Source organism: Thermovibrio guaymasensis (assembly GCF_003633715.1).
Lineage (GTDB): Bacteria > Aquificota > Aquificia > Desulfurobacteriales > Desulfurobacteriaceae > Thermovibrio > Thermovibrio guaymasensis.
Genome location: NZ_RBIE01000001.1, coordinates 549,546 through 565,236, shown reverse-complemented (window position 1 = coordinate 565,236; position 15,691 = coordinate 549,546). Strand labels below are relative to the sequence as shown.

The 15,691-nt window shown below is 44.3% G+C and carries 16 protein-coding genes and 1 riboswitch; all 16 genes read left to right on the top strand.

The window, feature by feature from the left end; genetic code table 11:
- Nucleotides 1–9 precede the first annotated feature (9 nt).
- The 16 genes from C7457_RS03085 (at nt 10) to C7457_RS08750 (ending at nt 15,683) form a co-directional block, all read left to right on the top strand.
- Complete coding sequence (locus tag C7457_RS03085) at nt 10–717, top strand: O-methyltransferase (RefSeq protein WP_170137336.1); 708 nt, start codon at nt 10–12, stop codon at nt 715–717.
- Nucleotides 678–800: riboswitch (molybdenum cofactor riboswitch) on the top strand. (Overlaps the previous gene by 40 nt.)
- Before the next feature lie 114 nt (nt 801–914).
- Nucleotides 915–1,646, top strand: coding sequence for a molybdate ABC transporter substrate-binding protein (gene modA, locus C7457_RS03080; RefSeq protein WP_121169973.1), 732 nt, complete (start codon nt 915–917; stop codon nt 1,644–1,646).
- Nucleotides 1,647–2,321 carry a molybdate ABC transporter permease subunit gene (gene modB / locus C7457_RS03075; protein ID WP_121169972.1) on the top strand — a complete coding sequence of 225 codons (675 nt, stop codon included), beginning with the start codon at nt 1,647–1,649 and terminating at the stop codon, nt 2,319–2,321. It begins immediately after the preceding gene.
- Nucleotides 2,315–3,160, top strand: coding sequence for a ModD protein (gene modD / locus C7457_RS03070; protein ID WP_121169971.1), 846 nt, complete (start codon nt 2,315–2,317; stop codon nt 3,158–3,160). Before modB ends, modD begins: the two co-directional genes overlap by 7 nt.
- Nucleotides 3,154–4,209: an ABC transporter ATP-binding protein gene (locus C7457_RS03065; RefSeq protein ID WP_121169970.1), complete on the top strand. Its 1,056-nt coding sequence runs from the start codon at nt 3,154–3,156 to the stop codon at nt 4,207–4,209. Before modD ends, C7457_RS03065 begins: the two co-directional genes overlap by 7 nt.
- Nucleotides 4,193–5,215 carry a molybdopterin-binding protein gene (locus tag C7457_RS03060; RefSeq protein WP_121169969.1) on the top strand — a complete coding sequence of 341 codons (1,023 nt, stop codon included), beginning with the start codon at nt 4,193–4,195 and terminating at the stop codon, nt 5,213–5,215. The genes C7457_RS03065 and C7457_RS03060 overlap by 17 nt, the downstream gene beginning before the upstream one ends.
- A gap of 12 nt (nt 5,216–5,227) precedes the next feature.
- On the top strand, nt 5,228–6,436 hold the full coding sequence (locus C7457_RS03055) for a molybdopterin molybdotransferase MoeA (protein WP_170137335.1): 1,209 nt from the start codon (nt 5,228–5,230) through the stop codon (nt 6,434–6,436).
- 126 nt (nt 6,437–6,562) lie between these two features.
- Complete coding sequence (locus C7457_RS03050; RefSeq protein ID WP_121169967.1) at nt 6,563–7,825, top strand: hypothetical protein; 1,263 nt, start codon at nt 6,563–6,565, stop codon at nt 7,823–7,825.
- Complete coding sequence (locus tag C7457_RS03045; RefSeq protein ID WP_121169966.1) at nt 7,822–8,421, top strand: hypothetical protein; 600 nt, start codon at nt 7,822–7,824, stop codon at nt 8,419–8,421. Before C7457_RS03050 ends, C7457_RS03045 begins: the two co-directional genes overlap by 4 nt.
- On the top strand, nt 8,418–9,287 hold the full coding sequence (locus C7457_RS03040; RefSeq protein WP_121169965.1) for a cytochrome c3 family protein: 870 nt from the start codon (nt 8,418–8,420) through the stop codon (nt 9,285–9,287). Before C7457_RS03045 ends, C7457_RS03040 begins: the two co-directional genes overlap by 4 nt.
- 10 nt (nt 9,288–9,297) lie before the next feature.
- Complete coding sequence (locus tag C7457_RS03035) at nt 9,298–10,392, top strand: hypothetical protein (protein ID WP_121169964.1); 1,095 nt, start codon at nt 9,298–9,300, stop codon at nt 10,390–10,392.
- On the top strand, nt 10,392–11,324 hold the full coding sequence (locus C7457_RS03030; protein WP_121169963.1) for a formate dehydrogenase subunit gamma: 933 nt from the start codon (nt 10,392–10,394) through the stop codon (nt 11,322–11,324). Before C7457_RS03035 ends, C7457_RS03030 begins: the two co-directional genes overlap by 1 nt.
- Nucleotides 11,324–12,034: a hypothetical protein gene (locus tag C7457_RS03025; protein WP_121169962.1), complete on the top strand. Its 711-nt coding sequence runs from the start codon at nt 11,324–11,326 to the stop codon at nt 12,032–12,034. Before C7457_RS03030 ends, C7457_RS03025 begins: the two co-directional genes overlap by 1 nt.
- Before the next feature lie 11 nt (nt 12,035–12,045).
- Nucleotides 12,046–12,849, top strand: a complete 804-nt coding sequence (locus C7457_RS03020; protein ID WP_121169961.1) for an NHL repeat-containing protein — start codon at nt 12,046–12,048, stop codon at nt 12,847–12,849.
- Nucleotides 12,849–15,521, top strand: coding sequence for a cytochrome c3 family protein (locus C7457_RS03015; RefSeq protein WP_121169960.1), 2,673 nt, complete (start codon nt 12,849–12,851; stop codon nt 15,519–15,521). Before C7457_RS03020 ends, C7457_RS03015 begins: the two co-directional genes overlap by 1 nt.
- A 12-nt stretch (nt 15,522–15,533) precedes the next feature.
- Nucleotides 15,534–15,683 carry a hypothetical protein gene (locus C7457_RS08750; RefSeq protein WP_170137334.1) on the top strand — a complete coding sequence of 50 codons (150 nt, stop codon included), beginning with the start codon at nt 15,534–15,536 and terminating at the stop codon, nt 15,681–15,683.
- The last annotated feature ends 8 nt before the right edge of the window (nt 15,684–15,691 follow it).

Here is a 15,691-nt window from a genome sequence, read left to right as displayed (position 1 = left end):
ATTTAACTTATGGAATTTAAAAGGTGGAAAAACTTAGGGGAAATTCTACCCCAGGAAGTTGAAGAGTTCATAGGCTCCTTTGGAAAGAAGGAAGAGATACTAATAGAGATTGAAGAGTACGCAAAAAGGGAGAAGGTTCCAATTCTCCTTCCTTCAAGCGCTCAACTTCTAAGGCTGTTAGTTTCAACGCTAAAGCCTAAAAAAGTTCTTGAGATAGGAACGGGAATAGGATACAGCACGTTAAACATCTACTTCGCAAATAGGTCCTCTCAGGTAACAACCGTTGACTCCAACAGGAAAAGGCTTGAAGTAGCAAGAAGTTTCTTTAAAAGAGCCGAAGCATCCATAAAAGTTGTTGAGTCGGACGGCTTTGACTTCATAAGGGAAGAACTATCGGAAGGCAGAAAGTACGACTTTATCTTCATTGATAGCACAAAGGGAGAGTACCCCTTCTTCAACTACAAAGTCCAGGCCCTGATAGAGCCTGGAGGGATGGTAGTATTTGATAACGTCCTCTTCAGGGGATACGTTGCAGGAAGGAAATATGAAAGAAGGTACGAAAGGTCAGTAGCCCTCCTTAGGCTCTTCCTAAATCAAGTCAAAGAGTATCCAAACTTCAGAAGCTACCTAATCGGAGTGGGAGACGGCCTTTTAGTAATTGAAAATCTAGTGTATAATGGAGGCGGAGGTTCCGAGCCTGGCTTCCTAAGGGACTAAAGTCCTATGGGGCCAGGCCGACAGGGTGCGTCTGGAAACGGACGTGCCTCCCGAGCTTGGAAAGGAACCTCTCTTTGAAAGGGGTCAGTCCCAAGCTCGGGGCTGGCCCCTTTTGATTTATTGGAGCACTTTTTGAGCGGGCCCGACCACGCACCTCCCCAAACGCCCGTCGGGCCCTCCCTATCAGGAGGTGAGAGATGAGGCTGATTTTCCTTCTAATTATAACTCTTCTCCTTAACTTACCTGCTTTTGGAGAGGAACTCTTTATCTCTTCTGCAATGGGAGCTAAAGAGCTAATTTCTGAAGTTGGAAAAGAGTTTGAGAAAAAGACGGGCCACAGGCTAATCTTCAACTTTTCATCCTCAGGCAAACTTGCAAGTCAAATTGAGGCTGGAGCCCCGGCCGACGTTTACATATCGGCCTCTAAAGAGTGGATGGAGTACTTAATTGAAAAGGGACTCATAGAGAAGGGAAATTCCCAACCCTTTGCCAAAACATCGTTAGTTCTTGTAACACCAAAGAACTCTAAACTGTCATCACTAGAGGAAGCAGGGAGAATAGCAGTCGGGGATAGACTCGCTCCCGTAGGAAAGTACACTTTAGAGACCCTAAAAAAACTCGCCCTTTACGAAAAGTTAAAGGGAAAACTCATCTTCGCTCCAACTGTAAGGCAAATTACTATCTGGACAGTAACAGGAAACGTAGATGCAGGAATCATTTTCTACTCAGACTACTTAAAGTTTAAAAACAAACTGAGGCTTTTAAAAACCTTTCCCGATAACCTACACAGTTCAATAAAGTTCTACGCAGGAGTAGTAAGCTCCTCAAAAAAGGATGAACTCGCCAAAGAATTCGTTCAGTTTCTCCTATCTCAAGACGAAAGAGAGCTTAGAAAGTTTGGTTTCTTAAAAGTTAACGGGAGCAAATAGATGCTAGACCCGCAAGCTCTCTTTTCAATTAAACTCTCACTTAAGGTTGCTACCGTATCAGTTATGATGATTTTTATACTCGGACTTCCACTTTCCTACGCCCTTGCAAAGAAGGACTTTCCTTTAAAAAACCTAGTTGACACACTTATAACCCTTCCACTAGTATTCCCTCCGGTAGTAACAGGATACCTTCTCCTTCTAATTCTTGGGAGAAACGGCCCCGTAGGTTCCGTTCTATATAAGCTCTTTAATACGGGAATAGTCTTCACGTGGTACGGAGCCGTCGTTGCCTCATTTGTTGCCGGCTTCCCCCTCTTTGTAAAGAGCTCCAAAGCCGCAATTGAATCTGTTGACGAAAACTTAATAAAGGTTTCCTATACACTGGGTAAAAGTGAACTCTACACATTCTTTAAAGTTGTTTTACCTTTAGCAAAAAGTGGCATAATCGCTGGGCTTGTCCTTTCCTTTGCAAGGGCTTTAGGGGAGTTTGGAGCAACTTTGATGCTTGCAGGTAATATCCCATTTAAAACAAACACGATTCCCCTGGAAATATACAGCGCTGTTTCAGGAGGAGACTTTGAGAGGGCAAATATCCTAACTGCCGTTTCAGCAGGGATCTCAATTGTGATCATCTATCTAATTAACAGGCTCTCCCAAGAGGGAAAGAGATGGTAACCTTTACAGAAAGTGAAATTGATAAACTCATTGAAGAGGACGTTCCCTACTTTGACCTAACAACCTATTTACTGGATATTGGAAATAAAGAGGGAACTATAAGCTTTTCAGCAAGACACGAAATAGTAGTCTGTGCAACGGAGGAGTGTAAAAGGATTTTTGACAGGTTCAACTTAAAGGTCCTTAAATTCACTTCCAGCGGAACTCAAGTGCCTCCCAAGGAAGTGTTCCTTAAAGCAAAAGGCAAAGCTGAAGCAATACATAAAGTATGGAAGGTAACTCAGAACCTTCTTGAGTACGGCTCCGGAATAGCAACGAGAACAAGGAACCTAGTTAACCTTGCTAAAAGCGTAAATCCAGACGTAGAAATCGTTACAACGAGGAAAACTCTTCCCCTTTCAAAGAAAATCTGTATAAAGGGTATCCTGGCCGGTGGAGCTCTCCCCCACCGTTTAGGTCTATCTGAGACTGTCCTAATCTTTGAACAACACTCAAAGTTCCTGGGAGGATTGGAGGAGCTCTTAAAGAAATTACCCTCTTTAAAGAAGAGAGTTCCTGAGAAAAAGGTCACAGTAGAAGTTAACTCAGTTGAAGAAGCCTTTTTAGCGCTGAAGGCCGGCGCCGATGTAGTTCAGATTGATAAATTCTCACCGGAAGAGGTTAAAAAGGTCGTTGAGTTTAAGGAAAGGAATTTCCCTTCTGCAAAAGTAGCAGCCGCCGGAGGGATAAATGAGAGTAACATTAAAACCTACGCCTCTACAGGGGTTGACATAATAGTCTTAACCTGTGCTTACTTTGGAAAACCTGCAGACATAAAGGTACAGATAGAGCCATGCTGAAAGTATCCGTAAGGAAGGAATTTAAGAACTTTTCCTTAGATGTGAACTTTAAATCTGAGTCTCAGGTAACTGCCCTCTTCGCTCCTTCCGGCTCAGGAAAGAGCCTTACCCTCCAAGCAGTTGCAGGCTTAATAGAGCCTGACAGTGGAAGGATTGAAGTTAACGGGAAGCTCCTCTTTGACTCAGAAAGGGAAGTCAACCTCCCTCCCCAGGAAAGAAAGGTTGGCTACCTATTTCAAGAGTACGCTCTTTTCCCACACATGACTGTACACCAAAACGTCACTTACGGAGCAAAGGATAGAAGAAGGGTTGAGGAACTCCTAAAAACCCTCAAGATAGAAAACCTAAAGGACAAGTACCCTAAACAGATTTCCGGTGGACAGAAGCAGAGGGTAGCCCTTGCAAGGGCCCTTGCAAGCCAACCTGAAATCCTGCTCCTTGATGAACCCTTCTCAGCCCTTGATAGGAACTTAAAGGAGGAGCTCTGGAAGGAACTAAAGGGGATATTAGAGATTTACAGAATACCTACCATCTTGGTAACCCACGACCCTGAAGAGCTCTTTGAGCTAGCAGAGTGGATAGTTGTTATGAACAACGGAAAGGTCATTCAGGAAGGAGAACCGAACGAAGTTTTCTTCAATCCAGAATCTGTGGAAACTGCAAAACTACTCGGCCACAGGAGCTTCGTTGAAGGTACAGTAAAGGAAGTTGGGAAGTTTACAGCTGTAGAGCTCCCCTCAGGAAGAGTTCTAAAGTGTAGAAAGGGGAACTTTAAAGTTGGGGAGAAAGTGTCCGTCTCAATACTTCCCAACTCACTCGCCCTCTCCCTTGCCGATGAAACGAACAGAGTTGAAATGGTCGTTAAGAAGGTTGAAAAGGGAAGGGAAATCAGCAGGGTTTACGCCACCTTTGAGGGAAAAGAGGTAGAGCTCCACATCCCATCTTCCCTATCTCCAAATTTCCTACTTCAGGAAGGAAGGGAAAGTACTTTCTACCTTTCAGCCCATCACTTACCAGTAATAGGGAGGAAGAATGAAGAGGAAAGTTAAGGTTGAAGACGCCATTGGAATGGTTTTAGTCCACGACATCACAGAAGTTAACCCAGAAAAAGGGATTAAAGGAAGGGCCTTTAAGAAGGGACACATAATAAGGGAAGAAGACGTTGAGAAGCTTAAGAACCTCGGAAAGGAGTACGTTTACGTCTTAGAGCTTGGGGAAGATGAAGTACACGAAGACGAAGCTGCAAAAGTCCTTGCCGATGCACTTATGGGAGAGAACCTCTATCGGGATGAAGAGCCTAAGGAAGGGAAGATAGTCATTTACTCAAAGGTCTTTGGAGTCGTAAAGGTAGATACTGAAAAACTACTAAAGTTCAACATGGTAGGTGAGCCTTCGTGTCCAACTATCCACACAAACATGTGGGTCAAACCCGGTCAGAAAGTCGCTGCAGTAAGGATTATCTCGCTCACAGCTCCAAAGGAACAGATAGAGAAGGCAGTAGAAATTGCAAAGGACGGGATAATTAGGGTTATTCCTTTTACACAAAAAAGAGCAGGAATGATAATAACCGGAAATGAAGTTTACTATGGAAGAATCAAGGATAAGTTTTACGAAAAACTTAGACCTAAACTGGAGTTCTTCAAGTGTGAAGTCGCAGAGAAAGTAATTCTTCCAGACGATGAGGAGAAAATAAGGGAAAAGATAGAGGAATTCAGCAAGAAGTACGACATTGTGGTCCTTACAGGCGGAACGTCGGTTGACCCCGATGACGTTACCTACAGGGCCATAAAGAAAGCAGGAGCGGAGAACTTCATAAGGGGTAATCCTATCCAGCCTGGAAATATGCTTACATTGGGGTGGATAAAAGGAAAACCTATAGTTGCAGTCCCGGCAGCAGCCCTCTTCTTCAAAGCAACATCCTTTGACATCTGGCTCCCAAGGCTCCTGGTAGGAGACGTCATAACGAAGGAAGAAGTCGCTTCTAAGGGACACGGAGGGCTCTGTCACAGCTGTCCAGTCTGCGTTTTCCCAATATGTCCATTTGGAAGGCCATAGTTGGAGGAGAAAGTGAAGGTAAAGAGAGAGGAAGCAAAAGGGATAATAAACGGAAGGGTAAAAGTTACTGGAACTGAAACTAAAGTCCTTGACGAAGCCTACGGTAGAGTAATAGCCCAGGACGTAGTATCTCCGGTTGATATCCCCGACCAGGATAAGTCTGCAATAGATGGTTTTGCCTTTAATACAGCTTTACTAACAGAACTCCCTGCAAGGTTAAAGGTAGTAGGTGAAATTCCGGCAGGAAGCCAAAAGAAGTTTTCCCTTAAACGTGGAGAAGCTGCATTCGTTATGACCGGGGGAGTCATCCCCGAAGGGAGTAACGCTGCCGTCAGAATTGAGGACGTCAAGGTTGAGGGAGATGAATTAGTAATCGACTTTCCGGTTGAAGAGGGTAACCTCGTAAACTTTAGAGGAAGCGAAATAAGGAAGGGAGAAAGGGTAATTAAGAGAGGAGAGCTCTTAGACTACCGGAAAGTAGGCCTCCTTGCCCACCTTGGAGTTTACAGAATAAAAGTATTTCAGAGAGTAAAAGTAGGAATAGTAACGACAGGAACAGAAGTACTTGAACCTGAAGAACCTTTTAGAAAAGGAGCCGTAAGGAATACCAACTTTTACACCTTGAAAGGCCTCCTTGAGTCTTTAGGAGCAGAAGTCGTATACGTTGGAAAGGGAAAGGATAACGTTGAAGAGCTAAAAGAGCTCATAGCCCAGTCCCTCTCAACCTGCGACTTTACCGTTACTACAGGGGGAATCTCTAAGGGAAAGTATGACCTCGTAAGGGAAGTTATAAGAGAACTTGGAGTAGAAATCCTCTTTACACAGACGGACATCAGGCCGGGAAGACCCCTAACTTTTGGAGTGAGGGAGGATAAACTCTTCTTCGGCCTTCCAGGTTACCCGGCTGCCTGTTTAGTCAACGCCCTTGAGTTTTTAGTACCGGCAGTTAAGAAAGCTATGGGAATTAAGGAATTTCAGAACAAGTACGTTACGGCAGTAGCCGGAGATAAGTTAAAATCAAGGAAGGGAAGGGTTGATTTCATAAGAGTTAAACTCTCATCTGAGGAAGGAGTCCTAAAAGTTTACCCCGAGAGTAACCAACAAACCAGCAACTTTCTAACAGTGGTAAAATGCCAGGGACTTGCAGTAATCGGCAGAGAGAGGGGAAACGTTGAAAAAGGTGAAACAGTTGAAGTCCTCCTCTTCAACAACCCTTTCTAAGGAAATAGATATTCAATATAGGATAAATCTCTTTGATAAAGCGATTTTTATTTTTTTAAAAGCTTGACATGGAATTAAGTTTTTTTGTAATATCCGAAGGTACAGCTCTAACAGAGAGGGTTAAACGTGGGGATAGGAAAGAGAACCTTAGCTCTGGGACTGGGAATAGGACTCCTCTCAACCAGCGGTTCGCTGGCCGCACTTAAACTACCTGGATACGAGGGAGAGGTAAAAACTCAGATAGAGTTTCGCCAGGACGTTTACGATAAGGATTCTATCCCCTTTGATAACTACCTAAAGCTTGACATAAGGGACTTAAAGGGCAACAGTGAACTTCACTTCTACGGAAAGCTATGGAAAGACTTAGGGTACGGAAATGACTGGGACGTAGACCTTTACCAGGTGTACGTTGACGTTCCCCTGAAGAAGGACAGGAACTCTCTCCTTTCAATAGGTCGTCAGTTCATATCCGAAGGTTTTGAAACCTACATAGCAGATTCAATTAAGTACTCCTACAGGTTGAACAAAGACTTTAAATACGTCTTCTACATCGGCAAACCGAGGTGGTTTGAGCCGGGAGTTAAGAGCGGAGACGACTTCCTAACCGGTATTAAGTTTGAATATAAAAACTACTTCTTTGGGTTTGAACACTTAAGGGACGACGGGAAAGTTAAAAAGACCGCCATTTCAATTGGAAACTACTCCTACCTAACAAAGAAGCTGGTACAGTTCAGCAGGCTTGAGTTTGACTTAGCCCACGGGGAGTTCCTGAATGGAAACCTAGGTTTTAACTACTTTCCAAACAGGAAGTTAAGGTTAACAACAGAGGTTGAGTACTACGACGGTTCCTACTACTACGCCGGAAGGATTGAAGACCCGATATTCTCAAACTTCTCCTCTCAAGGTAGGGAGCTCCGCTTTACCCAGAGCACCTACTACGAACTTAACAAAGTCTGGTCACTGTTTGGTTCATACACAGGAACCGACATTCAGAAAAACGGCAAGGACAACGGCCACCTTATTAAAGTTGGAGCTATAAGGGATACATGGTTCTCTGAAGGCCTCAGGACCTACGGAGCTTTCCTCTATCAAAACAGCTGGATAGGAATCTTAAGGGGAGTTGAGCTTGGGTTTACAAAGTACCTCTGCGAGAAGCTCTCCCTTTCAGGAAGGGTTGACATAGCCCGCTACGACAAAGTCACCTACGGGAAGCAGTGGGCAAACTCCTACTACCTAAAGGGAACCTATCAAGCAACGGAATTCTCAAACTTTGAATTCGGTATTGACTACAGGAAAAACGAGGACTTTGACAGGGACTTAAGGCTAATTTTAAGGTACAACCTCCTCTTCTGGGGCGGAGAGGAAAAAAGGGTAGAGGATAAGAAATGAGGAAGGAACTACTCCTTATTGCAATAGCTTTAACGGTTTCCTCCTGCGTAAACGAGGGAAAAGTTGACTACAAGAAGGAGCTCGGAGCTACAGCTAGGTTCCACCATAAGGACCACAAGTCCTTTATAGATAAGAACGGCTGTATCCCTTGCCACAAAATGAACGTTGAAATGAGCTGGGCAGATATAGAAGCGGCCGAAAAAGGCTCAAAAAAAGTGATAATGCCCTCAAAGGTTACGTGTCATTACTGCCACAACAATCCCGGAAAATCTCCCGCTCCAAATGCACCAACAAAATGTTACCTGTGCCACTTTAACATGAAAGAAATTGAGCCGGCAGATCACAAAACCGGAGATTGGCTCAAAACCCACAAATTCGCCTATGAAGCAAAAGCTGAAAAGTGTGACGAATGTCACAGGCAGAAGTTCTGTATAGACTGCCATGCAAGAAGGGACACTGTTCAACATATGGTCCACCCGAGGAACTACGAGTACACCCACAGCATAGAGGCAGCTGCAGACCCTGCAAAGTGTAGTAGATGCCACAGGCCAACATTTTGTATGGAATGCCATACAAAGGGGAACTGGACAAAATGAGAAAGGGATTGATTGCTCTACTTTTACTAACAGGACTGGTAGGAAATGCCCACTCCAAGGAGTGTGGAGGAGTTGGCTACTCTGGAACAGACCCAAAATTCTGCACTAAATGCCACACACAAGGGTGCCCAATAGTTCATCCAACAGAGTGTAAAGTAAGGGAAACGGAGTGTATAAAAGTTCCTCCAAGCTTTCCGCTGAATGGAGGGAAATTAACCTGCACAACCTGCCACGATATGAATGGGAAAAGTGAAAAATTCCTCAGAGCCAATAGGCCTTTGAGGGAGAGGTTTGACTTTTGCTTCCAGTGCCACAACGAGGAGTGCTACAGGAAGTTTAACCCTCACAAAACGATAGGGTCAAACGCTAAGTGGCAGGAAAAGAGAAAGGCCTGTATCTACTGCCATGGAGTTGGGGCTAAACTTGAAGCTTATAAGGCATGCGTAGGTTGCCACACAAAGACGCCTCACGTTGGAGCTCCTGAACACCTACTTGCAAAACCAGAAAAGGTTAAAGAGCTGGTAAAGGGAAAGGCCCAGTTAGTTGAAATTGAGGAAATGGAACAGCTTAAACCAAAGATAGATGAAAAAGAGCTTAAGAGCAGGAAGCCTAAAATCATCCTAGTTAAAGGGAGAATTGAGTGTATAACTTGCCACAATCCCCACCCTCAAATTGCAGTTCCCGCCCAAGGGTTACCAAAGGAGTGGACAGAGGTAGGGGAAGAGGAGCTTAAGTATAAACTAAGGAAACTAGAACTTGAACTAAACAGGTTCAAAATAAACACAGAAGGCGTAAAGTTAATGAGCTACCAGCTTAAAGGTGGAAAACTCTGTCAAGTTTGCCACTCAATTAACTCGCTAAAGTAGGGGGTAGAGAGTGAAAGCCTTGATTTTAGGATTGAGCGGGGCTATAGCTATAACTGGAGCGGCCGTAGGAGCCGGAATTCCCGACGATGGATGTCTCGTATGCCACAGACTTAAAGGTCTATCGGTCGTAACCGAGGAAAACAAAGTAAAGGACTGTAGCATTTCAGATGCCCTCTATGCCCATTCAATTCACAGGAACGTTGGGTGTACCGAGTGTCACGACAAAATTGAACAGTACCCTCACAAGCCCGAAAACGCTGCCGTAAACTGTGCAAATAAGTGTCACGTAGTTGATCCTTCAACGAAAAAACCCTTTTCACACAAAAGTGTCTTTGAAACGTGGAAAGAGAGCGTTCACGGTAAGAACTACCAAAAGGCCCCGGATATCTACCCCTACTGTAGTTACTGCCATACAAACGACCTGTTAATTGACGTAACAAAGCTTGAATCAATGAAGATGAGCCTCAACAGGTGTTCTATATGTCACGAAAATAAAGATTGGACCAAGGATAGGCTCTCCCACGTTGCAAGCAGGGAACCTATTCCGGTAATTAAAAACGGCTTTACCCACAAGTTCATTAAAACAAGGAGGGACGGCTGGGAGATAGTTGAACTCTGTGCCTCCTGTCACGAAGATGAGAAGAAGATGGAAAAAGCACTTGAAATAGAAGGTATCCACGATGAGTTTGCCAAGGAACACGTCTTAACGGCTGTTGAGTCATACAAAGTCACAATGCACTCAAAGATGCTTTACCTGGATAGGAACGACACAAGAGCAGCAGACTGTTTAGACTGTCATACGAATAAGGACGGAAACTTCCACGATATATTCCACAAGGAAGACCCTCGCTCCTCAATTAACGAGAAGAACATTGAGTTAACTTGCGGTCGCTCAACCGAGTGTCATCCACTCGTTCCAGCAAAAGATATGAAGAACATGGCAACGACTAAGTGGGTTCACATGCACCCAATTCCAGATTCACTAGGACAGAAGATTGTAAAGATTGTTGAAGAATTCATGTTCTGGTTAACCACTGGAACTCTTCTCTTTGCAGTTACAATCGTAGGTCTTGACCTTCTTAAAAACCTGAGGAGGAAACACTAATGGGACTCTGGGAGGCTTTCAAAAGAAGATTCAGGATAAGGGCAGAACAGGATAAGCTTCTCATCGTTGACGGTGAGAAGATAATGATACAGAAGTTTACTCTCTTCCAAAGGCTGCTCCACGTAGGAATCTTCTCAACCTTTATCTGGCAGATTATTACCGGATATCCAATAAAGTTCTACGAGCTTGAGTGGGCAAAGCCCCTCATAGAACTCCTCGGCGGAATAAGTGGTGAGATGACAATTCACAGGATTTCCGGTTTCATAATGTTTTCAGACTTCCTTCTAACTGTTGTATACATGATTCTCATCTTATTAGCTAACTGGGACTTAGCAAAGAAGGACTTCTTCGGATACTTCAAAATAGTTCCCGGCCCGTCAGACATTACCTTTGTTCACTACATAAAATACCTCCTCGGTTTTAGGAAAGTACCCCCTGACTGGGACGAGTACATCTGGGTTGACAAGTTTGACTTCTGGGCAGTTGGCTGGGGTATGCTGGCAATCGGTATTACAGGATGGATGCTGTGGCTTCCGGAGGTATTTACAGGTTACCTAGGTCTACCACCTGAAACGATTCAAATTGCTTACCTTATGCACTCGGACGAAGCGGTGTTAGCCCTTGGTTGGATTGCCCTTGTACACATGTACATAGTCCACTACGGACCGAACAAGTTCCCTATGGACTGGATCTGGCTTACGGGAACAGCCTCAGAAGTTGAGTGGATTGAGGAAAGGCCGAGGAGCTACAGGAGAATTATCAAAGCAGTTGCAGAGAATGAGCCTCACCTACTTGAGAAATACCCATTCCTAAAGGAGAGGTATCAGTTCGTCTTGGAGGTGGAGAAACTTCCTGAAGAGGAGATGATAAAGAGGATGCACGAATATGCTCACCACCTTCTTGAGAAGGAAGTTGAAGGAGGGAAAGCGTAATGAGGAAACTTCTAATAGCCCTAATAATACCCGTCACGGCCGTTGCTGGAGGTAATCCTCTCCTTGAGGCTCCAGCAACAGACTCTGCAAAGTGGGGAGAGAAAATAAAGGAGATGGAAAGGCCTGAACTACCAAACCTGAAGGAGTATCCCAAACCTTTCCACTCTCCTAACTCTTACAAATACGAGATGAACGACGTTTGTAGTGCATGCCATACCTTTGCAGCTCACAAAAAGGACAGTAAGTACGCTCCTTTTTATAACGCTCACGGAACTTTCATGAGCTGCAACGTGTGCCACTTTGTGAAGGAAGGTTTAACCTACAAGTGGGCTGAAATCAAAAATGGGAAAGTTGTCGTCCTTGACAGTGGAGATTTTTACGGCCTTAAGTACGTAAAGGTCGGTGATAGAGTTATGCTATCGGGACAGAACAGCCAGGCAAAAATAGTTCCGATTTATGAAGGCACACCTGTAGAGCTCCCCCTAAAGGGAAACGAAGATCTTCTAAAGGATGAAAGAGCAGTTGCAAAGATGCACAACTCACTAACAAAGGAAGCCCTAAAGTGTGAAGACTGCCACAAGGAAAACGGAAAGCTTGACTTCAGAGAACTTGGATTCAGCCCTGAAAGGGTAAAAGACCTTGAAGAGAACGAAATTGTTAAAGGTCTAAAAGAGTACGAAACTTTACACTTTCCTAAATTTATCTGGTAGGAGTGATGGGAATGAGAGGTTTCCTCATAGCGATTTTCCTCTTACTATTTTCAGTACCGGCGTTAGGTCAGGAGATAAAGGGAAACTGGAAGTTCCCTTCAGACATTGCCGTTTCTAACGGTAAGCTCTACGTAGTAGACGGCCTCAACAACAGAATAGAAGTTTACGACTTGTACGGAAATTTCCTTACCAACATAAAGGTTGATAGCCCTTACGGAATTGACGCTTCAGATGGACTCCTCTACGTTGTAAGCCAGAAGGGAAGGGTATACATCCTTGATGAGTTTGGAAACCTAGAGAAGAGTTTTAAAGTAGAGGGAAGGCCGATAGATGTAGAGAAGCTATACGGAAAGCTTTTCATAACAAACGGTGAATTTGAAAGCGTTGACGTTTACTCAACAGACGGAAAGCTCTTAGGTAGATTCGGAGGAAAGGGAAGTGCCCCTGGCAACTTCGTTGGAGTATTCCTTACTGACTCAGCAAAGAACACCCTCTTTGTAGTTGACAGCGTAAATGCCAGAATCCAGGAATTTGATAAGGATGGAAAGTTCATTAGAAGTTTCGGGGTTTTTGGAATAGAGGAAGGAGACCTCTTCAGGCCAAAGGGAGTGGCCTACTGCGGAAATGGAAAGGTTGCTGTCTCCGACGGAATAACCGGAGCAGTTCAGCTCTTTGACGTCTACGGAGGCTTTGAGAAAGTCATTGCAAAGGGACTCTACTATCCAACAGCTCTAGCCTGTTATGATGGTGAAGTGTTTGTTCTAGAACCCCTGAAAAACAGGATATCCATATTTAGAGTCCAAGGAGACAAGTAATGAGGAAATCACTCGTAGTCCTCCTAACTATACTGGCTGTTACAAACACGGCAGAAGCAAAGCTCAAAAAGAGTATGAAAAAGGAGTGTCTTATCTGCCACGAAAACTGGCTTCTTGAAGCTAAATTAAAGTCTCCAAAACTCCTTACCAGGCAATCCTTAACGGCAACAGATAAACTCATGTGCCTATCCTGTCACGACGGCTCAATGGCTGATGATAGGCTCACCTTCTTAGGATTTAACCACTTTTCACACCCTGTAGATAAAGAAGTACCTGAAGACTTTAAAATACCTAAAGGTTTTCCACTTAAAAAGGGAAAACTTTACTGTGGAACGTGCCACACCCCTCACACAGAGACCGGAAGTGAGAAAAAACTTGACTATACCTTCATGAGGAAACCAAACGTAAACTCAGCTCTCTGTATAGCTTGCCACAAGGAAAACTCCGAACACGGTATTAACCATCCAATCCTTGAGGATACGAATAACAAAATCAAACTGGAAGTTGCAGAGAAAGTTAAAAACTTAGGTGGAAAGTTAACAAAAGAGAATGAAGTTACCTGTGAATCCTGCCACTCAGCCCACAAGGGTAAGGCAGAGAAGGCCCTAATTGAAAGGATAGATAACTCAAACCTTTGTTCAGTCTGCCACATGGAGAACGTTAACTCAAAGGAACATCCAAACTTCAGGAACCACCCTATACATAAGAAGTTTCCGAAAGGTGCAGACGTTGCCCTATTTAAAGAGAAGAAGGCTATTACAAAGAGCGTTGAGTGTATGACTTGCCACAAGGTCCATAGAGAGGAGAATAAACACCTAGTAGTCATTCCTGAGAAAGAGCTCTGTATCCTATGCCACACCGACCAGAAGTGGGTAAACAAAACGAAACACAACATAGCCGGCAATTCTTGTAAGAGCTGTCACACTCCCCACAAGGCCAAAGGTAAAAACCTGTGGAGCAGAACAATACCGGAAGAAGCCTACGACTACGCTTCAATAATTGAGGCAGGGGGAAGAGACGATATCCTCTGCCTATCCTGTCACTACCCGCAGAGTACGGTAAACGGAAAAGAGGTTCCGGACGTTGGAACACTAACTCACTCAACAGGAAAGGGGGTAAAAGAGAAAGTTCACCTTCCCCTACCTGATGGGAAACTCTCCTGTACTACATGTCACGACCCTCACCACTCATTTGACAAAAAACCTAAAGGCAAGTTTTTAAGGAAAGAAAAGCTAGAACTTTGTTACACGTGTCATAAGGAAGAAGCAGAAGTTAAGGAAGGTCCCCACGGAGAAATAGACAAGAAGAAGTGGAAAAAGGGAGACTGTGGCGCTTGCCATAACGTCCACAAGGCAAAAGGAGGTTACCTATCAAGGGTCGTTTATGGTGAGATTTCTCCTATGGAACCTCCGGTTGACGGTTTCTGTTTAGCATGTCACGATCCTGAAGGAATGGCAAAACACAAGGTCAAACAATCTGTGTTCAACGAGCACCCAGTTGGAGTAGATAACCCAACTAACAAACTACCTGGAAAGAAGATCTCCTGTGCTACATGCCACGATCCCCATACCCACAAAGAAGAACTACTAAGAATTCCTGTTAGGAATGATTCTAAGCTCTGTTTAACCTGCCACACAGACCAGAGCCTTGATGGAACTCCTCACGATGTACTCAACAATCCGAACGTTAATTTAAGTAAGGAGGAAAAGGAGAAACTTACTAAGAACGGTAAGTGCTCCGCTTGCCATACGCCTCACAACCCAGAGTTTAAAGTCCTATGGGCCAGAAAACCGTCTAGAGGTAAAACTATAGGAGAGAAACTCTGCTTCTCCTGCCACGCAAAAGGGAAGATGGCAGAGAAGGCTCTAATAGGAGAGCACTCTCACCCAATAGGAAAAGAAGTTACCGAGAAGAACATTAAAATGATTGAAAACTCCAAACTCCCCATAATAAACCAGATGACAGGCCATCCGGCTAAGAAGGGAGAAATTGGAGTCTTTGACTGTGGAACTTGCCACGAACCCCACAACGGAGCAGACAGGAAAAGGTTAATCAGATACGTTGTTGAGGGAGACAGCCCTCTGTGTACTTCATGCCACACCCAACAGTCTAAGGTAATTGGAACCGACCACGACATGAGAGTCGTTAAGAAAAACTTTAAGAACTCGTTAGGTAAAGAGGTTCTAAAGGACGGCGTATGTTCTGCGTGCCACGTTCCCCACAGGGCTGAAGATGACTTACTCTGGGCCTTTAAGGTTAAGGAAATAACGGATAACAGGATGTCAAACTACTGTCTAACCTGCCATTCAAAAGAAGGTACAGCTAAAGAGAAAGTAGTAACTGAGTACTACCACCCGAAGAAGGACGTGATAGTTAAAAACCTTGATAGGCCTGGAAGGGCAGGAGACTGGCCTATATTTACACAAAATGGTAAAAGAGTAAGTATCGGTGGAGAGATCGCTTGTGAAACCTGCCACGAACCGCACATCTGGAGCAAGTGGCAGGAGAAGGCTCCAAGGAAACCGGTTGAGGGCAACGCACTCAACAGCTTCTTGAGAAATAGAGACCTAAAGGGAAGTATCTGTGTAGACTGTCACGGCCTTGATGCCCTATATAGGTACAAACTCTTCCACACGGAAAAGGTCCACAGTGAAAAGCCCTCTTACAAATAGGAGGTTTAAGAAATGGCAAGGGAAGTTAGTTCAAGGGACATAGAAAAGGAAGCATGGATAGTACTTGCAGCAACCTTAGCAATACTCCTCCTTCCGATTCTGGGAGTTTGGTTCGTTAAGTTTGTTCACTGGTACTCAGAATCCTTCTTTATGTGGCTGTAGGGAGGGAA